At 67.8% G+C, this 18,668-nt stretch carries 18 protein-coding genes and 1 pseudogene; 12 read left to right on the top strand and 7 right to left on the bottom strand.

The genetic code is table 11. The features are described from left to right. Positions 1–9 precede the first annotated feature (9 nt). The 6 genes and pseudogenes from AC5Y7V_RS15010 to AC5Y7V_RS14985 all read left to right on the top strand — a co-directional run bounded on the left by AC5Y7V_RS15010 (position 10) and on the right by AC5Y7V_RS14985 (position 5,744). Positions 10–1,068 (top strand): acyl-CoA dehydrogenase family protein, encoded by a 1,059-nt coding sequence (locus AC5Y7V_RS15010; protein ID WP_499880825.1) that lies wholly within the window; start codon positions 10–12, stop codon positions 1,066–1,068. Next, positions 1,065–1,688, top strand: a pseudogene (locus tag AC5Y7V_RS15005) (acyl-CoA dehydrogenase family protein); the annotation flags it as partial. The gene AC5Y7V_RS15010 and the pseudogene AC5Y7V_RS15005, both read left to right, overlap by 4 nt. Positions 1,689–1,703: 15 nt before the next feature. After that, positions 1,704–2,162: an acyl-CoA dehydrogenase family protein gene (locus AC5Y7V_RS15000; RefSeq protein WP_499881031.1), complete on the top strand. Its 459-nt coding sequence runs from the start codon at positions 1,704–1,706 to the stop codon at positions 2,160–2,162. Continuing rightward, on the top strand, positions 2,159–3,316 hold the full coding sequence (locus AC5Y7V_RS14995) for an acyl-CoA dehydrogenase family protein (protein ID WP_499880824.1): 1,158 nt from the start codon (positions 2,159–2,161) through the stop codon (positions 3,314–3,316). Before AC5Y7V_RS15000 ends, AC5Y7V_RS14995 begins: the two co-directional genes overlap by 4 nt. Continuing rightward, the gene (locus AC5Y7V_RS14990) at positions 3,313–4,248 is read left to right on the top strand and encodes an acyl-CoA dehydrogenase family protein (protein WP_499880823.1); all 936 of its coding nucleotides are present in this window, start codon (positions 3,313–3,315) and stop codon (positions 4,246–4,248) included. The genes AC5Y7V_RS14995 and AC5Y7V_RS14990 overlap by 4 nt, the downstream gene beginning before the upstream one ends. Next, positions 4,245–5,744, top strand: a complete 1,500-nt coding sequence (locus AC5Y7V_RS14985) for a class I adenylate-forming enzyme family protein (protein ID WP_499880822.1) — start codon at positions 4,245–4,247, stop codon at positions 5,742–5,744. The genes AC5Y7V_RS14990 and AC5Y7V_RS14985 overlap by 4 nt, the downstream gene beginning before the upstream one ends. Positions 5,745–5,759: 15 nt before the next feature. Here AC5Y7V_RS14985 and AC5Y7V_RS14980 read toward each other — a convergent pair whose 3' ends face one another. Continuing rightward, a complete protein-coding gene (locus tag AC5Y7V_RS14980) occupies positions 5,760–6,020 on the bottom strand; it encodes a hypothetical protein (RefSeq protein ID WP_499880821.1) in 261 nt (86 codons plus the stop codon). Between the two features lie 148 nt (positions 6,021–6,168). On the opposite strand from AC5Y7V_RS14980, the gene AC5Y7V_RS14975 reads away from it, so the two are divergent. The 4 genes from AC5Y7V_RS14975 (at position 6,169) to AC5Y7V_RS14960 (ending at position 11,052) form a co-directional block, all read left to right on the top strand. Then, positions 6,169–6,564 carry a DUF4189 domain-containing protein gene (locus AC5Y7V_RS14975; RefSeq protein WP_499880820.1) on the top strand — a complete coding sequence of 132 codons (396 nt, stop codon included), beginning with the start codon at positions 6,169–6,171 and terminating at the stop codon, positions 6,562–6,564. A gap of 40 nt (positions 6,565–6,604) precedes the next feature. Further along, positions 6,605–7,630: a hotdog fold thioesterase gene (locus AC5Y7V_RS14970; RefSeq protein WP_499880819.1), complete on the top strand. Its 1,026-nt coding sequence runs from the start codon at positions 6,605–6,607 to the stop codon at positions 7,628–7,630. Between the two features lie 82 nt (positions 7,631–7,712). Then, positions 7,713–8,912, top strand: a complete 1,200-nt coding sequence (locus tag AC5Y7V_RS14965) for an amidohydrolase family protein (RefSeq protein ID WP_499880818.1) — start codon at positions 7,713–7,715, stop codon at positions 8,910–8,912. Between the two features lie 184 nt (positions 8,913–9,096). Beyond that, complete coding sequence (locus tag AC5Y7V_RS14960; protein WP_499881030.1) at positions 9,097–11,052, top strand: SpoIIE family protein phosphatase; 1,956 nt, start codon at positions 9,097–9,099, stop codon at positions 11,050–11,052. A gap of 5 nt (positions 11,053–11,057) precedes the next feature. Here the strand turns inward: AC5Y7V_RS14960 and AC5Y7V_RS14955 are convergent, their stop codons facing one another. Next, positions 11,058–12,296, bottom strand: a complete 1,239-nt coding sequence (locus AC5Y7V_RS14955) for an acyl-CoA dehydrogenase family protein (RefSeq protein WP_499880817.1) — start codon at positions 12,294–12,296, stop codon at positions 11,058–11,060. Beyond that, the gene (locus tag AC5Y7V_RS14950; protein WP_499880816.1) at positions 12,293–13,444 is read right to left on the bottom strand and encodes an acyl-CoA dehydrogenase family protein; all 1,152 of its coding nucleotides are present in this window, start codon (positions 13,442–13,444) and stop codon (positions 12,293–12,295) included. Before AC5Y7V_RS14950 ends, AC5Y7V_RS14955 begins: the two co-directional genes overlap by 4 nt. A gap of 154 nt (positions 13,445–13,598) precedes the next feature. Here AC5Y7V_RS14950 and AC5Y7V_RS14945 point away from each other — a divergent pair, with 154 nt between their 5' ends. Together AC5Y7V_RS14945 and AC5Y7V_RS14940 are read left to right on the top strand one after the other, a co-directional pair. Continuing rightward, positions 13,599–14,399: an Rv1363c family protein gene (locus AC5Y7V_RS14945; RefSeq protein ID WP_499880815.1), complete on the top strand. Its 801-nt coding sequence runs from the start codon at positions 13,599–13,601 to the stop codon at positions 14,397–14,399. After that, a complete protein-coding gene (locus tag AC5Y7V_RS14940; protein ID WP_499880814.1) occupies positions 14,396–15,064 on the top strand; it encodes a hypothetical protein in 669 nt (222 codons plus the stop codon). The genes AC5Y7V_RS14945 and AC5Y7V_RS14940 overlap by 4 nt, the downstream gene beginning before the upstream one ends. A 9-nt stretch (positions 15,065–15,073) precedes the next feature. On the opposite strand, the gene AC5Y7V_RS14935 is transcribed toward AC5Y7V_RS14940, so the two are convergent. Genes AC5Y7V_RS14935 through AC5Y7V_RS14920 form a run of 4 tightly spaced genes read right to left on the bottom strand, consistent with a single transcriptional unit; the run spans position 15,074 to position 18,588 of the window. After that, a complete protein-coding gene (locus AC5Y7V_RS14935) occupies positions 15,074–16,033 on the bottom strand; it encodes an alpha/beta hydrolase (RefSeq protein ID WP_499881029.1) in 960 nt (319 codons plus the stop codon). A gap of 13 nt (positions 16,034–16,046) precedes the next feature. Next, positions 16,047–17,195: an amidohydrolase family protein gene (locus AC5Y7V_RS14930; RefSeq protein ID WP_499880813.1), complete on the bottom strand. Its 1,149-nt coding sequence runs from the start codon at positions 17,193–17,195 to the stop codon at positions 16,047–16,049. Further along, positions 17,195–18,232: an amidohydrolase family protein gene (locus AC5Y7V_RS14925; protein WP_499880812.1), complete on the bottom strand. Its 1,038-nt coding sequence runs from the start codon at positions 18,230–18,232 to the stop codon at positions 17,195–17,197. The genes AC5Y7V_RS14930 and AC5Y7V_RS14925 overlap by 1 nt, the downstream gene beginning before the upstream one ends. Continuing rightward, the gene (locus AC5Y7V_RS14920) at positions 18,229–18,588 is read right to left on the bottom strand and encodes a Rieske (2Fe-2S) protein (RefSeq protein WP_499880811.1); all 360 of its coding nucleotides are present in this window, start codon (positions 18,586–18,588) and stop codon (positions 18,229–18,231) included. The genes AC5Y7V_RS14925 and AC5Y7V_RS14920 overlap by 4 nt, the downstream gene beginning before the upstream one ends. Positions 18,589–18,668: the final 80 nt, after the last annotated feature.

Raw genomic sequence — 18,668 nt, 5'->3', positions numbered from 1 at the left:
AGGGGTCTTATGGATGTCGGACTGACTTCGGAGCAGCTGTCGCTGCGCGACACCGTGCGCGGCATCCTGCGCACCGAGTGTCCGCCCGATGCCGCCCGCCAGGCGATGGCGGACCCCGAGCGGTGGCGCGCCCCGTGGAAGACGGTCGTCGACCTCGGCTGGACGGAGCTCGCGGCACCTGAAGCGACCGATTACGGGCCCGTCGAGCTAGCCGTCGTCCTCGAGGAATGCGGCGCCGCGATGGCGCCGATCCCGTTTCTCAGCAGCGTCGGACTGGCGGCGGGCGCCCTGCGGGGAGCCGGCCTCGACTCGGTGCTCGCCGATATCGCCGGCGGCGCCGTCGCCACCCTGGCGGTCCACGCGAAAGGGTCCCGGCTGCCGGGCGCACCGATGACGTTGCGCGGCGGGCGGCTGCGCGGGCGGGCGGTCGCGGTCCCCAACCTGTCGCGCGCCGAGCTGATCGTCACGCTGGCCCACGCCGACGGCGGCGTCATGGCGGCTGTCGTGCGCTGCGGTGACGGGGTGACGGTCCTCGCGGGCGAGTCGACCGACCCCGCGCAACCGGTGGCCGATGTCGAGATCGACGCCGAGCCGGTGGCCGCCGCGCCGGTGGAACTGGAATCCGCACTGGCCGCGCCGCTGGTGGCCGTCGCCGCCGACCTGGTCGGCGTCGCGGGCGCGGCCCTGCACCGCGCGGTCGAGCACGCGAAGGCGCGGCGGCAGTTCGGCACGCCGATCGGCGCCTTCCAGGGGATCAAACACGCGCTGGCCGACAACCACGTCGGCCTGGAACGGGCGCGCAGCCTCATGTACGCGGCCGCGGCCCGGCTCGCCGATAGGGACGTGGGCGATGCCTGGACCGCCGCCGCGCTGGCCAAGGCGGCGGCCGGCGAGGCGGCGGTCAATTGCGCGCGGACCGCGGTTCAGGTGCACGGCGCGCTCGGGCAGACCTGGGAGCACGACATTCACCTCTATGTCCGGCACGCCTGGCAGGGCGCGACGATGCTGGGCGACAGTCGCGCGCTCTACCACGAGGTGGGCCGCCGGTTCGCGGGAGGCGCGGGATGACGGCGGTCGTTGACGAATTCGGCGCGTGGCTGACGGAGTTCCTGCCGAAGGACTACTACGAGAAGTATCGCGAGTACCGCTGGGACCTGCCGCTGCGGCGCGACTACCAGCGGGCCGCGTTCGAGGCCGGGTGGCTGCAACCGACCTGGCCCCGCGAGCACGGCGGCCGGTCGTTGGGCCTGCGCGACGCGATGGAGGTCCGGATCGAGGCGGCGCTGCGGTCCGCGCCCAAGCTGCCCAACGTCCAGGGGCCCGGAGTCGCGGCGCCCGGCATTCGCCAATTCGGCACGCCCGCCCAGATCGAGCGGCTGCTGGTGCCCCTGCTGCGCGGCGACGAGTGGTGGGCCTTGGGCATGTCGGAGCCCGAAGCCGGGTCCGACTTCGCCGGGCTACGCACGCGGGCCGAGCGCGACGGGGACGTCTTCCGGGTCAACGGTCACAAGATCTGGACCACCCACGCCCACGTGTCGCGCTGGTGCACGCTGTACGTCCGCACCGATCCGGATGCGCCGAAACACCGCGGTATTTCCTGCCTGATCCTCGACCTGCAATCGCCCGGGGTGCGAATCGAGCCGATCCGCATGGCCTCCATCTCAGACGAGACGTTCTGCGAGGTCTTCCTCGACGACGTCGAGGTGCCGGCGGAAAACCTGCTCGGGCCGCTCAATGGCGGCTGGAACGTCGCGTTGTCCTCGCTGCACCACGAACGCCAGATGATCTGGATCATGAACTGGGTCGAGATCAAGCGCGGGCTCGACGCCGTGCGCGAGGCGCGTCCGACCGACGACATCTGCGCCGAGCTCGGCTCGCTGCTGGCCGATGCCGAAGCGCTGCGCGCCACCGGATACCGGGCCCTGGGCAATGAACTCGCGGGTCGGCCGAGCCCCGAGGCCGACATCATGAAGCTGCTCGGATCGGTGACGTTGCAACGGGTTTGGGAACTGGCAGCCGTCGCGAAGGGACAGGATTGGGTCAGCGATCCGGATCTGCTGTTCGAACGCCAGGACGCGCTGGCCGCCACCATCTACGGCGGAACGTCGGAGGTGCAGCGGAACATCATCGCCGAGCGGCTGCTCGGGCTGCCGAAGGGATGAATCGGATGGATTACGAGCTGGGCGAGGACGCCGGACAACTCCGAAATCACTTGCGGGAGTTGATCGCCAACCACATCCCCGAAGGTTTCCTCGGCGCCTGCACCGAAAACCCGCAGGACCTCGCCACCACCGAGACATTCTGCAAGCTGCTCGCCACCGAGGGCCTGCTGGCGCTGGCGTGGCCGAAAGAACATGGCGGGGGCGGCGGTTCGGTCTGGCAGCAGACGGTGCTGCGCGAGGAGATGTGGGCCCAGCACGAGCCCCGCGGTCCGCAGTACATGGGGATCAACTGGGTCGGCCCGGCGCTGATGCGATACGGCACGGACGAGCAGAAGGCCAAGCACCTGTCGGCCATCGCGTCCGGCGACGTGATCTGGTGCCAAGGCTTTTCCGAGCCGGAGGCCGGGACCGACCTCGTCTCGCTGCGCACCCGCGCGGTGCCGGACGGGGACGGGTGGCGCATCACCGGCCAGAAGGTGTGGACGTCGTACGCCCAGATGGCATCCTGGTGCGTGCTGGCGGCATGCACCGACCCGGACGCCCCGAAGGCCAAGCGGCTCACCCTTTTTCTGATACCCATGGACCGGCCCGGGTTCACCGTGCGGCCGATCCCGTCGATGCTGGGACCGCATCACCTCAACGAGATGTTCCTCGACGGCGTGCAGGCATTCCCCGGTGACGTCCTCGGCGAGGTCGGCGACGGCTGGCGGGTGATGCGGGAGGCGCTGGCATTCGAGCGGGTCGGCATCGCGCGCTACGCGCGGTGTGAGTCCCTGCTCGACCGGCTGCAACGGCAACTCGGCGACGGCTGGGACGAGCTGCCCGAATCGATTCGCGCCCGGTGGGCCCGGGCGCTGGTCGACCTGCGGGTGGCCAGGCTGCTCGCGTACCGGGCGATCTCGCTGCAGGACGACCCGTCGGCGGGTGCGGCGGCCAGCGCGGCCCGCATCGCCACCACCACGTGCGATCAGCAGGTCGCCGAGCTGCTGTTCGACGTGCTGGGCCCGTCCGCGCTGGACAGCGGCGCGTCGGCGCCCCTGCACGGGGCGATCGAAGACCATTGGCGCTACGCACAGGCCGCCACCGTGGCATCGGGCACCATCGAGGTGCAGCGAATGCTGGTGGCACGCGACGTTCTCGGAGGAAGTCGGTGAAAACCGAACTGCCACAAGACATCAGCGACTTCGCCGCCGTCGCCACCAAACGGCTGGCCCGCCTGGGCGGCCCCCCGGCGGCGCTGCGCGCCGAGACGGACGACGGCGTACGCGACGCGGCGCGGACCGCCCTGCGCGACGTCGGCGCGTTCGAGCTCGACGTGCGGTCGGAGTCGGACGACCTGCTTGCCGCCGCGGTGCTCTGCCTGGCCGCCGGCGCGAACGCGCTCCCCTACCCCGTCGTGGAGGAGCTGCTGGCGATCGACGGCGCCCGACTAAGCCTGGTCAATCCCGAGGCGCCGCGCATCGACCACGGCGACCTGCCCGGCGATTGGATCGCCGCCGACCTGGACGGCACGCGGTACCGCCCACAACCGGGGTTGCGGACCAACGCCAAGCTGGGGCCGTTTCTGGTGCCGGCCACCTTGAGCGCACCCGACGGAACCGTTCCGGCCAACGACGTTAACCTTCATCTCGTGCTGGGATCATGGCGGATTCTGGGAGCTCTGCAGCAATCGCTGCACATCGTCACCGAACACGTGCGCGCGCGGGTCCAGTTCGGCCAGCCGCTGGCCGACTTCCAGGCCGTCAGGTTCGCGGTCGCCGACGCCGCGGTCGGCGTGCGTGGCCTTCACGAGCTCGCGAAGTACACTATCTGTCGGCCGGAATCGCTTCCGGCGCAGGTCCATTCGGCCGACGCGCTCGTCCTGCGGTACAAGGCAGCCGACACCGCGCGGCAGGTGCTGCGGACCTCGCACCAACTTCTCGGGGCGCTGGGCTTCTGCGACGAGTCCGACGTCAGCGTGCTTGACCGCCACACCCAACCGCTGATCCGGTTGCCGCTGGGCGCCGAGGCGCTCGCGCTGCGGCTGATACCCGACGTCCGGGACGGTTACCTGGAGACGTTGTTTTCCGGGCCGGTGCCGGCGTGAGCACCGAGCAGGTCGCGTCCGAGGCGGCCCCCGATCCGCTGGAGGAAGGGATCCCGTTCGGGATCAAACTCCAGCAGCTGGCCGAGGAACGCCCCGACGCCAAGGCGGTGACGGTTGTCGCGCTCGACGGCACCGCGAGCACGCTGACGTTCGGTGAACTCGACGCCCGCGCCAACCAGTGGGGCCGGGCGCTGGCGGCCGACGGCGCTGGGGTGGGATCCCTTGTGGCGCTGGCGATCCCGAATTCGCAGCACCTGATGCTCGCGGCGCTGGGCTGCTGGAAGATCGGGGCGGTTCCCGTCCCCATGCACTGGGACCTGCCCGAGTGGGAACGGGACCGGGTGCGCGAGGTCATCGGACCCGCGGTGGTCGTCGACGAAAAGACCCGGTGGGAGTTGGATGCCCGGGCGGCCGCCGAGTCCGAAAGGCCGCTGCCCCCAGTCGTTTCTCCCAATGCCAACGGCATCTGCAGCAGCGGCTCGACCGGCGTGCCGAAGGTGATCCTCAGCCTCGCGCCGTCGGTGTGGACCCCGCAGCACGGGGAGCCATTCCTGTCGAACTGGACGCCGGTGGCCCAGCCGCAGACGATCATGGTGCCCGCGCCGATGTATCACACCAACGGCTTCGCCACGTTCTTCTTCCTGCTGACCGGTGACCATCTGGTGGTGCTCGAAAAGTTCGACGCGGCCCTCGTTTTGGATGTTATCGAGCGCTTCCGGATCACCAACTTCACGGCCACGCCGACGATGCTGGCGCGGATCGCCGCGCGGCCCGACGTCCGGCAGCGCGACCTGTCCAGCGTCGTCTTCGTCCTGCAGGGCGCCGCGGTGATGCCGCCGTCGCTCATGCGCACCTGGTTCGAGCTGCTGAGCCCGGAGCAGATCGTGTCGGCGTACGGCATGACCGAGAACCTGGGACTCACCGCGCTGCGCGGCGACGAGTGGCTCGCCCATCCGGGCAGCGTCGGCCGCGGCTTCCGGGACACCGAGATCCGCATTCTCGACGCCGGAAGGATACCGCTGGGCCCCGGTGAACACGGCGAGATCTATATCCGGTCACCGATGGCCGCGGGATCGCGATACCTGGGCGGGGCGCCGCCCCTGCCGTCGACCGAGGACGGCTTCCGCTCCGCCGGCGACATCGGGTATCTCGACGAGGACGGCTACCTCTACATCGTCGACCGCCGCGTCGACATGATCGTCACCGGCGGCGCCAATGTCTTTCCGGCGGAGGTGGAGTCGGCGCTGGCGGGCCATCCGGGCATCGCGGACGTGGTCGTCATCGGGCTTTCCGACGCGCAATGGGGGCGCCGCGTGCATGCGGTGGTCCAGCTCGCCGACGGGGTTCACCTCACCGAAGAAGATGTGATCGAGTACGCGAAAAGCCGGCTCGCCCACTACAAGGCGCCCAAGACCGTCGAGTTCGTCGATGCGATCCCCCGCACCGCGGCCACCAAGGTCAATCGTTCGGCGATGATCGAGGCCCGCGGCGGTTAAGTCCTGGCAGGACCGCTAGCCGGCGCCGTCCGCGGGGCACATGTACTTGTCCGGGAACCTCACACACCCCGGCGGCAGCGGCTGATCCGGGCGATTACCGCCGACACCGTTCGGCACGACGTGCATCCACCCGCGATCCTGGCACAGGAACGAGTCCCCACCCCAGCCACCGGGGCGGACCGTGCCGTTGACGCACGGGTCCGCGTGCGCCACCGCGGGAACGCCGACGAACACCGAGACGATCACGGAGGAAACCGCGACGACGACCGCCCTCATAACCCATTGATGCTAGTCCCATTGCGGCATTTCGGAGCCGGATCCTTCGCCCGCTCTAACGAGGCGCAGAGCCGGCTCAAAGCCCATACAGAGCCGCGGCTGAGAAATTGTGAGCGTCGTTCATCGGGGGCGAGACGGGGTCGTGACCATGAGGAACCTTGCCCTGCCCGCGGCAATCGCCGTGTTAGTCGCCGCCGGATCGCTGGCGCCCGCGCCGGCCAGAGCCGACATCGATTTCTACTGCAGGCCGGGATGCTGGGGCGCGGCGGCGGGGTCCCTGTCGACCGGAGAAGAATCGATCCGGCTCAACTACCGGACCCGGCACGAGGCGGAGGATGCCGCCGTCCTGTGGTGCGACGTCAAGGGAAAGACGAACGACTGCGAGGTGCTCGCGTCGGGGCTGGGTTGTTTCTCGATCGCGGAGAGCAGCGACGGGAAGGTGCTGGCGGGGCGACAGGCGCTCACCCAGGACGCGGCCGACGCGGCGGCCCTGGACGGCGCCGGCCCCGGGTCGACGGTCGACCTGCGCGACTGCAACGGCTGACCTTCCCGCGGATCCCGCCATGCGCGGTAACCTCATTCTCATGGCTGAACCGACCGAGGATGCCGAAGTCACGCGCGGCGACCGCTTTATCAAGACGGCCGTCGCGATTCTTGGCGAAACCGGACGCACCGACTTCACCGTGCAGGAGGTCGTCGCGCGCTCCAAAACCTCGCTTCGGGCCTTCTACCAGCACTTCAGCAGCAAGGACGAGCTTCTGCTCGCGCTGTTCGACAGGACCATCGCGCAATCGGTGCAGGGCTGGCGCGCCGAGATCAATGGGCTGGACAGCACCGCCGCGCTGAAGCTGATGATCGACCGCGTCAGCCAACAACCGGAGTCGAGCACACAGGACAGCCTCAACAGGGCGTTGAGCCTGTACAACCAGCATCTGGCCGAAACCCGCCCCCGCGAATACACCCGCGTCCTGTCCCCCATGCATCAATTGATTCGCGACATCGTGGGGCAGGGCATCACGGAAGGGGTCTTCAACCCCGGACTCGACGTCGGGGCCGCGGCCGCGATCGTCATGCAGACCATCATGGGCGCCCAGCGGTTGCACTGGCTCGGCACCGAGTTGATCGGCAAACCGATCGACGCCGGCCAGCTGTATGACTACTGCAGCCGCGCGCTCGGCATCCGGGAGACCGACGAGGAGTCGGCCACCCCGTCGCTGGCCGAGCTGTTCGCGCAAATCGGCCTGCGGCCGGGCACCCACAACGGCGAGTTCGCGATGACGATGCCGGTCAGCCCCAACGTGGTCAACACCTCCGGCGCGCTGCAGGGCGGCTTGATCGCCACGCTGGTCGACGTGGCGGGCGGCCAATACGGCCTGGATTTCCTGCAGCAGGGCACCACCATGACCACCGCCGACCTCTTCGTCCGCTACCTGCGCCCGATTCGGCAGGGCATGGCGCGCGCGGTCCCCCGGATGCTGCGGTCCGGTCGCCGCGCGATGGTCATGCAGGTCGACATCTACGGCGACGGCGACGAGCTCGCCGCCACCGCGACCGTGAATTTCGCGATCATCAACGGAACGACGCCGACCGGCCTCCAGCCCGACATCTAGGTCGCGGTACTCCTTGCCGCGCGGAAGTGGTAACGTCATTACCATATATCGAGAACCCCAGACTTCTCCCTAGGAGATCGCAATGCCGTCTCGCGAACTTCCCTTCCCCGTGTTCGACGCCGACAACCACATGTACGAGCCGCAGGAGGCGCTGACCAAGTACCTCCCGGACAAGCGCAAGAACGTGATCGACTACGTCCAGGTTCGCGGCCGCACCAAGATCGTGGTGCGCGGCCACATCAGCGAGTACATCCCCAACCCGACGTTCGAGAAGGTCGCCCGCCCCGGCGCCCAGGAGGATTACTTCCGCCACGGCGCGCAGGGCAAGAGTTACCGCGAGATCCTTGGCGAGCCAATGAAGGCCATCCCCGCCTTCCGTGAGCCGGGCGCTCGGCTGGAGGTCATGGACGAACTCGGCATCGACTACGCGCTGATGTTCCCGACCCTGGCCAGCCTGGTCGAGGAGCGCATGAAGGACGACCCCGAGATGACCCACGACGTCATCCACGCGCTCAACCAGTGGATGCACGAGCAGTGGACGTTCAACTACGAGGGACGCATCTTCGCCACTCCGGTGATCACCCTGCCGATCGTCGACCGCGCGCTGGAAGAGCTCCAGTGGTGCCTGGAGCGCGGCGCCCGCACCGTGCTGGTGCGCCCGGCGCCGGTGCCCGGTTACAAGGGCAGCCGCTCGTTCGGCCTCGAGGAGTTCGACCCGTTCTGGCAGGCGTGCATCAAGGCCGAGATCCCGGTCTCGATGCACGCCTCCGACAGTGGCTACTCCGAGTTCGCCAACGTGTGGGAGCCGGGCGACGAGTTCCTGCCGTTCAAGCCGACCGCGTTCCGCAGCTTCGCGATGGGCCATCGTCCCATCCTGGACGCGATGGGCGCGCTGGTGTGCCACGGTGCGCTGTCGCGCAACCCGGAGTTGCGGATCCTTTCCATCGAAAACGGCGCGGATTGGGTGCCGGACCTCTTCAAAGGCCTCAAGGGCGTCTACAAGAAGATGCCGCAGTCGTTCAGCGAGGACCCGATCGAGGCGTTCAAGCGCTGCGTCTACATCACCCCGTTCTGGGAGGACCGCTTCACCGAGATCGTCAAGATGGTGGGCACCGACCGGGTGCTGTTCGGGTCGGACTGGCCGCATCCCGAGGGCCTGAAAGACCCCATCAGTTTCGTCGACGAGCTGACCGACTTCGACGAGGAAGACGTCGCCAAGATCATGGGCGGCAACCTGATGAAGCTGATGAAGGTCTCCTCGAAGAAGCCCGTTTCAGCCTGAGCGTGGGGCCCGTTCCCGGCCTGTGATGACGCCGCGAGCGGCAGCCGTTAGCAAACTGTTGCCGCCGGCGCCTGACGCGCGTTGATAATCTGGGTATAGAACTGTGCGGACGTCAGGTATTTCGACGGGTTATATGACTCTGGTTATGGCTCCGCAGACGGATTCCCGGAGAGGGGACGACCGGGTGGTCGCCGAAAAGGACTGGGACAGAACCGTTGGTGCGGCCGACGAGGTTCGGCGCATCTTCGAGCATGTCCCGACAATGCTGGTCGGCCTGCAGGGGCCAGACCACCGGTTTGTCGCGGTCAACGCGGCCTATCGGAGCTTCAACCCGACGGGCAATCCCGTGGGAAAGCTTGCGCGCGAGGTCTTCCCCGAGCTCGAGAGCCAGCAGATCTACCAAATGTTCGACCGGGTCTACGCAACCGGCGAACCGCAAACCGGCACGGAATGGCGGCTGCAAGCCGACTATGACGGATCGGGAATCCAGGAAAGGTTTTTCGACTTCGGCGTCACACCTCGGCGTGGGGACGACGGATCGATCGAGGGTGTGCAGATCATCTTCGACGACGTCACCGACCGGGTGCGTGCACGGCTGGCGGCCGAGGAGCGAATCGAGGAGCTGTCCGAGCGCTACCGCAGCGTCCGCGATTCGGCCACCGTTATGCAGCAGGCGTTACTGGCCCCGTCGGTGCCGATCGTTCCCGGCGCCGACGTCGCCGCGGAGTACCTCGTCGCCGCGGAGGACACCGCGGCCGGTGGCGACTGGTTTGACGCGATGGCCCTTGGTGATCGGCTGGTTCTTGTCGTGGGCGATGTCGTGGGCCACGGCGTCGAAGCCGCGGCGGTGATGTCGCAATTGCGCACCGCGCTGCGCATGCAGATTTTTTTGGGCCACAGCATCGTTGAAGCGCTCGAGGCGGTCGACCGTTTTCACGAACAGGTCCCGGGGTCGAAGTCGGCCACCGTGTGCGTCGGTTCGCTCGATTTCGCCACCGGCGAATTCCAGTACTGCACAGCGGGACACCCTCCGCCGCTGTTGGTGAGCGCCGGCGCGAGCTCCCGGTACGCGGCGCCGACGGGTGCGGGTCCCCTCGGCAGCGGCACCGGATTTCCGGTGTGCACCGAAGTGCTCGAGGTGGGCGACGCGGTCCTGCTGTATTCCGACGGCCTGATCGAACGTCCCGGCCGTCCGCTGGGCGCCAGCACCGCGGAATTCGCCGAGCTCACCGCTAACATTGCCGCCGGCAGCCGTGGTTTCGTCATCGGCGCGCCGGGCCGGCCGATCGACCGCATCTGTTCGGAGACACTGGAATTGCTGCTCCGGTCGACGGGCTACAAGGATGACGTCACATTGCTGGCGGCGCAACGGCGCACACCGCCCGAACCGCTGCGGATCACGCTGGACGCGACGATTCATGCCGCGCGAGCCGTCCGCGCCGAGCTTCGTGAGTGGCTGTCCGAAGTCGGTGCCGACCTCGACGACATCTGTGACATCGTCCACGCGGTCTCGGAGTTCGTCGAGAACGCGATCGAGCACGGGTACGCGACAACGGCTTCCGACCGGCTTTCGAAATGGATCGTGGTCGAGGCCGCGCTGGCCGGCGACGGCAACTTGCACGCCTCGGTTGTCGACCAGGGTCGGTGGAAGGACTACCGCGAGGGCGAGGGGGGCCGCGGGCGCGGACTGGCGATGGCCGAAGCACTGGTTGACAAGGCTCAGGTCACCCATGGTGACGATGGGACGACGGCCAGCCTGACGCATCGACTGTCGCGGCCGGCGAACTTCATCACCGAGACGACCGTCAGCCGGTCAACCCGCCAACGCCCCGCCAGTTCCGAATTCGTCTCGATGGTCGGCGAGGCCGGCCGCATCGTGGTCAGCGGGGATGTCGACTCGACCACCGCATCCACCCTGGACCGCCAGATCGCGGTCGAAAGCCGTTCCGGCATAGCGTCGTTGACGGTTGACCTCAGCGGGGTGACCCATCTCGGGTCGGCGGGCGTCAGCGCCCTGGCGGCCGCCCGCGACCGGGCCCAAACGCAGGGTGGTGGCCTCGTGCTGGTGGCCGCGCCCGGAACCCCGGCGCATCACGTGTTGTCGCTGGTCCAAATGCCGGTGGCCAACAACGATCCGTAGGTCGGTCAGCGCCCCTGGCCGTGCCGAACCTGGTTGAACGGCACCCCGCGGTCGGCGGCGTACTCCCGGGGGAATCCGAGCACCCGTTCCCCGATCACGTTGCGGGCCATCTCGGTGGTGCCACCGCCGATGGCGACATTCTGCCGGGACAGGTACCGCAGTCCGGCCTCCAGGCCATCACCGACTTCCCCAACCACACCGGCGCTTCCGGTGATCGCCAACGCCGTGTCCATGTCGATGGTCACCGTCTCGGAGTGAAAGAGCCTGATGAGGGTTCCCGCGGCCGGGGGCAGCACGCCATCGCGAACATTGCGGTACACGTGATCGATCAGCTGCTCGCCCACCGCGCGCTGCACGAGCACCCGGCCGGCCATCTCGTGGACTCGTTCGTTGTCGGCCTGCCCCATCTTCTCGGCGAGGGCGACATAGTCGACCGGCGTGGTGTGGCCGCCTTCGTGGCCGGCGCCGCTGGCGAACTCCGAACCTTGCCCAACCGCCCGGCGCTCGTGGTACAGCTGGCGCGAGGCGACCGCCCAGCCCCCGTTGACCTCGCCGACGACGGCGTCGTCGCCGACGTCCACCCCGTCGAGGAACTCCTCGCAAAACTCGGTGGACCCGCTCAGCATGGTGATGCGCCGCAACGTGATTCCCGGGTGGCCGATGGGCACCAGGAACATGGTCAGGCCTTCGTGCTTGGGCGCGTCCCAGTCGGTGCGCGCCAGGCACAATCCGTAGTCGGCGGCGAAAGCGCTTGTGCTCCAGGTCTTTGCGCCGTTGATGATCCAACGGTCACCCTGGCGCTCGGCCCGGGTGATGACACCGGCCAGGTCCGACCCGCCGCTGGGTTCCGACAGTAGTTGCACCAGGACCTCGTCGCCGCGCAGGGCGGCGGCGATGTGGCGCTTCTTCTGGTCCTCGGTACCGGTGTCGAGCAGGGTGGCGCAGCAGATGGTGAACGTCGGGGTGTTGAGGATCAGCGGCATCTCGTAGCCGAGGGATTCGGCGTCGAACGCCTTCTGGTATTCGTAGTCCAGGCCCAGGCCACCGTACTCACGGGGAAAGCAGATACCGGCGAATCCCCCTTCGTAGAGCCGCTTTTGCAGTTCGCGGGCCCGGCTCCAGGATCTCTCGTCGTCGCGCGGCGCGGGCGGCGGCGCCTCGGGGTCGATGGCGGGCAGGTTGTCCGCCAACCACACTCGGGCGCGCGCGGCGAATTCGGCAACCGACTCAGAGGGCGTCGTCATCGGGAGTTCGTCACCGATCGGGCCGCTCGCTCCGCCTCGTATACCCTCAGGTTGTGCTCCTCGGGTGTGCCAAACATGGAGCGGTACAACGTGACCCGCCTCAGGTACAGGTGCAGGTCGTGTTCCCAGGTGACGCCGATGCCGCCGTGCATCTGCACGCAGGCCTGAACGATCCGGCCCGCCATCTCGCCGACATACGACTTGGCGATGCTCGCCGACAGGCCCGCTTTCGGCGAGCGCGCGGCAACGTCGGTGACCGCCGCCGAGGTGGTGGCACGGCACGCTTCCAGCCACAACTTCATGTCGGCGAACCCGTGTTTGAGGACCTGGTAGGACGCCAGCGGGCGGCCGAATGTGTGCCTGTCCAGCGCCCATTGGACGGTGAGGTCGAACACCGTTTGCAGGATGCCGACCACCTCGGCGCACTGCAGCACCTGGGCGAGCTGGCTCTGCCGCCCGATCATGGCGGCGGCCTCGGTCGGACCACCGACCGCGGCGGACCGTTCGACGACCACCCCGGCGAAATCCACCCTGGCGTATTGCTTGACCAGGTCGACCGACTGCTGCGCCGCGATCCGAACACCCGGGGCGTCGGTTGGCACCAGGAACTGGCGAATGCCGTCGTCGCACCGCGCCACGACCAACAACACCCCACTTTGCGCGCCCGCCTCCACGCGGTCCTTGGCGCCGTCGATGCGGAAGCCCGCCTCGGTCAGGGTGGCCGTCACCGACGGATCCAGCGGTGCCCAGCCCCGGCCCGGCTCGCAAACCGCCCACGACGCGACGGTTTCACCGGACATCAGCGATTCGATGGTCTCGGCGTGCGCCTGCGGATCCGGGCACTCGGCGAGCGCCGCGAGCACGACGCTGACCGGATACAGCGGTCCGGGCGCCACCGTCTTGCCGAGCTGCTCGGCGACCATGGCCAGGTCCACCACGCCGCTGTCCGAGACGCTGCCGCCGCCCAATTCCTCCGGAACGAGGAGGGCCGTCCAGCCGAGTTCGGCGGCGCGCCGCCACCACGCCGGGTCGAAGGACAGTCCCGCGGCGTGCAGTTCGCGGACGCGGCTCAGCGGCGCTTCTTTTTGCAGAAAGGCCTGGGTTGTGGAAGCGAAGAGTATCTTTTCGGGAGAGTCGACAGCGGTCATGATGCCGGAAGATTCGGGAGGAAGTGTGGGTGGTTGATCATCCGCCTGGTCGGTTCTCGTCGGAGTTCGCTGGGGATTCTGATGTTAGCAATGAGCAGTACGGTAAGAGATACCGGAGTCCAATCGATAATGACCATGACGAGCGGTAATCGCGGTGGCTGAGGCGCACGAAACGCCCGATCATTCGATCGCATCGGAGGCCGACGCCCAGGCGTTGCTCGACGAGGCCGAAGCGGAGGCCGCCGCGGCCGAAGCCCTTGCCGCAGCGGCCCGGGCCCGCGCCCGCGCCGCCCGGCTGCGACGCGAGGCCCTCGGCCTGCCGGACCCCGACGACTACGACGACGCGGACGAGGATTACGCCGAAGACGAGGACGACGCGGACGGCGAAGACGACTACGAGGACGACGAAGAATACGGCGAGGCTTGGGAAGAGGACGAGGAGTCCGTAGCCGAGCAAGCCCGATGGCGACGACGGATGCCGATGCTCGCCGCCATTGCCGCCGTCATCGGCATCATCGCTTTCGCCGGCTCCAGCGCGTACATGGTCGTTCAACATCGCGACACCACCCGGCAGCAACAGCGGGAAGCGGCGTTCGTCGCCGGGGCCAAGCAGGGTGTCCTCAATATGATCTCGCTGGACTTCAACAAGGCCAAAGCCGATGTTCAGCGCGTGATCGACGGGTCGACCGGCGAATTCCAGGCCGATTTCCAGCAGCGGGCCAACGACTTCATTTCGGTGGTCATCGCATCGAAGGCGGTCACGGAAGGAACGGTGCACGCCGCCGCCCTCGAGGCCCTCAACGGCAACTCGGCGGTGGTATTGGTCTCGGCGACATCGCAAGTCACCAATTCCCCGGCCGGAAAGGACGAACCACCGCGAATGTGGCGCCTCAGGGTAACGGTTGCCGACGTCGGCGGGAAGTACAAGATGTCGAAAGTTGAGTACGTGCCGTGACCGAAGACGTGCGCGACATCGATTCGGCCGGAACGGAACCCAGCTCCGACCCGGCCGAAGAAGACTCCGTGACCGAGGAGCCCACCGCCGACGGGGTCGACGACGAGGCCGCCGAGGCCGAAGCCGACGACGAGGTCGACGCCGCGCCCGTCGAGCGCCGGCGCCGAACGCTCTCGCCCAGGACGCGCAAGGTCATTGCGGCGGTACTGGTGGTGCTCCTGCTGATCTCGGGCGGCGTGGCGACGTGGCTGTACTTCGACTGGTACCGGCCCGACCAGCAGACCGATGCGACCGTCGCCCGCTCGGTGGCCAGCGCCGCCTCGGATGCCACGACCGCGGTGCTGTCCTATTCGTCCGACTCGCTCGACCAGGACTTCGCCGCCGCCAAGTCACACCTCGGCGGGGAATTCCTTTCGTATTTCGACCAATTCAGCCAGCAGACCGTCGCCCCGCTGGCCAGGCAGAAGTCGATGAAAACCAAGGCCAAGGTGACCGGCGCCGCGGTATCCGAACTGCAGCCCGATTCGGCCGCCGTCCTGGTTTTCGTCGATCAGGTCACCACGACCAAGGACAGCGCCCAACCGTCCGTGGCAGTCAGCAGCATCCTGGTGCGGATGTCCCGGATCAACGGCAAATGGCTGATCACCAAGTTCACTCCGGTCTAGGCCCGGCCACTACATGGCGAACACGCGGCGCAGCGACTGAGCGTGCAGCGCCCGGTTCTCCTCGGACACAATCCAATCGGGGACCAGCGAATCGAAGCCGTTGAATGTCGCTGCGATAACGTGCAATTCGGTGTGGACGTAGGCATGCAATAGCCGGTTGGCATAGTCGATGGCTTCGTCGCGGCACGGGTCGATCTCGGAGCAACTGACGAACGTGGGCGGCAGCCCCTCGAGGTTGGCCCGGTGCGCGGGAACGTGTTGACCGCTCGCGGTCGTGTGGCCGAGGTAATGGCCCCAGGCCCGGCTCACGGCCGGACCGTTGAGACCCGGCGTGCGCTGGAACTCCCGCCGCGACGGGGTGGCATCGGAATCGAGCATTGGCTGATGCAGGATCTGCACCAGCACCGGCGGCCCTTCCTCGTCGAACATGCGCTGGGTCAGGCTCGCGACCAGCGCCGCACCCGCGTCCCGGCCCATCACCGCGATGCGGCCGGGGTCGACGTCCAGGCCGGCGCTGTTGTCGACGGCGTAGCGCATGGCCGCATCCACGTCGTCCAGCGCGGCCGGACATGGGTTTTCGGGTGCGAGCCGGTAGTCGACTGAAACCAGAAGGCAGTCGGCGGCACGGGCCAGCTCCACGCAATGGGCGTGATCGGTGTCGAGGTTTCCCGTCACGAAGCCACCGCCGTGGGCGTAGACCACCAGGGGCGCCCGAGATCCCGTGCCCCCGCGATACAGACGAATACCCAGCTGTTGGCCGTCCGGGCCGGCGATGGATCGCGATTCCACGGTGACACCGTCGGTTTCGGCGGCCGCGGCCCGCTCGGCCGCCCGCGCATTGGCCTCTTTCCGCTCGGCCGCCAGCGTCTCGGCACGGAACTCGACGACGCCCAGCTCGATCGCCGCGTCCCGCAGCACCGGGTCGAGCCGGTTAAGACCTTGCGGCCGCATCGTGTTGGTCTGCGTCAGATCGGCCACCGCGTCACCGTTCTCCGGGAAGCGCCTTCACGGTCGCCGGTAGCCCGTAGAGAGCCGTCGCGTTGCCGCGCATGATTCGCTCGCGTTGGTCGGCGGGGAATCGGTTGATCGCATAGGTCGGCGCGTCGTAGCTCCAGTGCGGATAGTCCGTCGAGAACATCAGGTTGTCGCCGAGGTCCATCATCTCCAGGTACTCGCGGAACTGCACGGTGTCGACGTCTTCCAGCGGCTGGGTGGTGAACCGGACGTGTTCGCGCACATATTCCGACGGGCGCCGACGCACGTGGGGCAGGTCACCGCGGCGCGCCTCCCAGATCCGGTCCATCCGCGACATCACCGGCATCGCCCAGGTGAAGCCACCTTCGACGAAGACCACCCGCAAGTCCGGGTGCCGATCGAACGCGCCGTCGAACACCAGGCTCATCAGGTGCGAGACGTACAGCAGCGGCCAGGAGGCGAAGAAGTCGTGCCAGTGCGCGGGGTTGCCGACCGGATACAGCGGGATCAATTCGAAAGGCGTCTGACCCATCAAATGGGTGGCGATGGGGAACCCGTTGCGCGCGGCCGCCTCGTAGAGCGGATCGAAATGCGGGTTGCCGAAAGGGATTCCACGAGTCTGCGGCGTCATCAGCACCTGGGCCATGTACGGGTGTCCCGCCCACCGTTCCACTTCGCGGGCGGCCCGCTCCGGGGTCTGCGCGCTGACGCTGATCGACCCGCGCCAGCGGCCGTGCCAGTTGTACTTGTCCAGCCAGACGTCGGCGAGCCAGTCGTTGTAGGTCGACTTGAGCACGTGTTCGGCCTGCGGCAGTTGCGCGTCGCACATCGGCTCCAGCGTCGCGATGCTGACCCCGGCATCGAGCAGCAACTGCTTGGCGGCGAAATCCGGGTCGCTGCCGGCGACTCCGCCATTGGGCGGCCACGCGTCCATGCGCAACGACGACGTCTTGTACGAATCGGGGGTGTCATAGAAATGCGGGACGGGGCTGACGGCGTTGCCCGTCGGCCAGATCTTGTCCACCCATTCGGCGGGCGCGTAGGACTTGAGCACATCGGCCGAGACCGGCAATGGGTGCACATCGGTGTCGACGATGGTGACCGCTATCTCGTCCTCTTGACCGGTTGGCGAGTCAAGTCGCTCGATCGTCGTCATCAGACACGCTCCTTCAGCCCGTAGAGCTCACTGGCGTTGCGCCACAACACCTTGTCACGCTGGCCGGCATCCAGCCCCTCGGCGATCGCGTCCGGCGCCGAGGTGGACCAGTGCGGGTAGCTCGATCCGTACATCAGCAGGTCGGACTTGCCGGTGAAGTCCATCCAGCGCCGCACCGCATCGGCCTCCGTCGGCCCGTCGAAGGCCGACGAGCAGAACCGGACGTGGCCGGGCAGGTACTCGCTGGGATAGCGGTCCACCCAGGGCGTCTGATCGCGCATCGACAGCCAGAACGTGTCCAGCCGCCACATCAGCGGGGTGAGGATGTCATAGCCGCCGTCGGCGAACACGAATTTCAGACCGGGGTGCCGGCCGAACACGCCCTCGATGATGAGCGTGGCCAGGTGCACGAAGTAGTTCAGCGGCATGAACGCCGCGTATCCCGGGTAGGTGTGCGCGTGCCCGGCGAAGGTGGGCGGGTGGTCGACCCCGTTGCCGCCGTTGATGTGCACCGCGACCGGGAGCCCGTGCGCGGCGGCGGCCTCCCAGATGGGCTCGAACATCGGTTTGCCGTACGGCTCGCGCGACTGCATCGGGACGCCGACCTGCACCAGCTTCGGGTGACGGGCGAGGCGCTCGATCTCGGCGACCGCACCCCGGACGTCCTCGGGGTTGACCCGGATGGTGCCCCGGAATCGGTCGCTGCGGTCGGGCTCGAGCCAACGGTCGAGCAGCCAGTCGTTGACCGCGGCGCAGATCCGGCTGTTGAGCAGGTAATCGGCGATGTTGCCCCGCGTCAGCGGGTTGAGGATCGCGTAATTGACACCCATGTCATCGAACAGGTGCCGGCTCACGGTCTGCGGATCCGAACCCGGGTAGTGCTCGCCGTAGAGGTCCTCCCGGTAGTCGCCGCCGGGAGCCTGATACCACTGCTGCTCGACGTCGGGGATCGACCGCAGCTGGTGCGCGGCCGGGAGATAGCGGCGTATCTCGGCGTTGGAGCGGAAGTGCGGTTGCACGCATGCGTCGATGATCATGCGGTCAGATACACCTCCCCGTCGGCGACGTCGACCGGGTAGGTGCGGACGCGACGCCGCGGATCGGCGACGTTTTGACCGGTGGTGATGTCGAATTCCCAATTGTGCCAAGGGCATCGAACGATCTGGCCGTCACGAACCCGGCGCATCCCGTCCGGCGATTCGGGGGCCGGTTCGTTGGTGCCGCCGATCAGGCCGAGGCACAACGGGGCGCCCTCGTGTGAGCAGTAGTTGACGATCGCGTAGAGCTCACCGCGCACGTTGTAGACGCCCACGCCGAACTTTCCGACGTCGACCAGTTTCATACCGCCGGGCGGCAGCTCGTCGAGCGTGCACACGAATCGCCGGTTGGGCACTTGGGAATCACCGCCTCCTCGGGTCAATACTGTGCGCATTACGGTAAAGACCACAAGCCGTTGGGCTTCGTTGCTATTTA

This window comes from Mycobacterium sp. NGS34, assembly GCF_059812845.1.
Note: the sequence above shows the minus strand (reverse complement) of the source record. Positions and strands in the feature narration are given on the sequence as shown.

Bases quoted from the DNA above. Each gene is read 5' to 3' on its own strand.
- AC5Y7V_RS15010 (WP_499880825.1), top strand. From the start codon at position 10: ATGGATGTCGGACTGACTTCGGAGCAGCTGTCGCTGCGCGACACCGTG.
- AC5Y7V_RS14955 (WP_499880817.1), bottom strand. From the start codon at position 12,296: ATGACGACGCCCTCTGAGTCGGTTGCCGAATTCGCCGCGCGCGCCCGA.
- AC5Y7V_RS14980 (WP_499880821.1), bottom strand. From the start codon at position 6,020: ATGAGGGCGGTCGTCGTCGCGGTTTCCTCCGTGATCGTCTCGGTGTTC.
- AC5Y7V_RS14950 (WP_499880816.1), bottom strand. From the start codon at position 13,444: ATGACCGCTGTCGACTCTCCCGAAAAGATACTCTTCGCTTCCACAACC.
- AC5Y7V_RS14925 (WP_499880812.1), bottom strand. From the start codon at position 18,232: ATGATCATCGACGCATGCGTGCAACCGCACTTCCGCTCCAACGCCGAG.
- AC5Y7V_RS14930 (WP_499880813.1), bottom strand. From the start codon at position 17,195: ATGACGACGATCGAGCGACTTGACTCGCCAACCGGTCAAGAGGACGAG.
- AC5Y7V_RS14965 (WP_499880818.1), top strand. From the start codon at position 7,713: ATGCCGTCTCGCGAACTTCCCTTCCCCGTGTTCGACGCCGACAACCAC.
- AC5Y7V_RS14995 (WP_499880824.1), top strand. From the start codon at position 2,159: ATGAATCGGATGGATTACGAGCTGGGCGAGGACGCCGGACAACTCCGA.
- AC5Y7V_RS14970 (WP_499880819.1), top strand. From the start codon at position 6,605: ATGGCTGAACCGACCGAGGATGCCGAAGTCACGCGCGGCGACCGCTTT.
- AC5Y7V_RS14975 (WP_499880820.1), top strand. From the start codon at position 6,169: ATGAGGAACCTTGCCCTGCCCGCGGCAATCGCCGTGTTAGTCGCCGCC.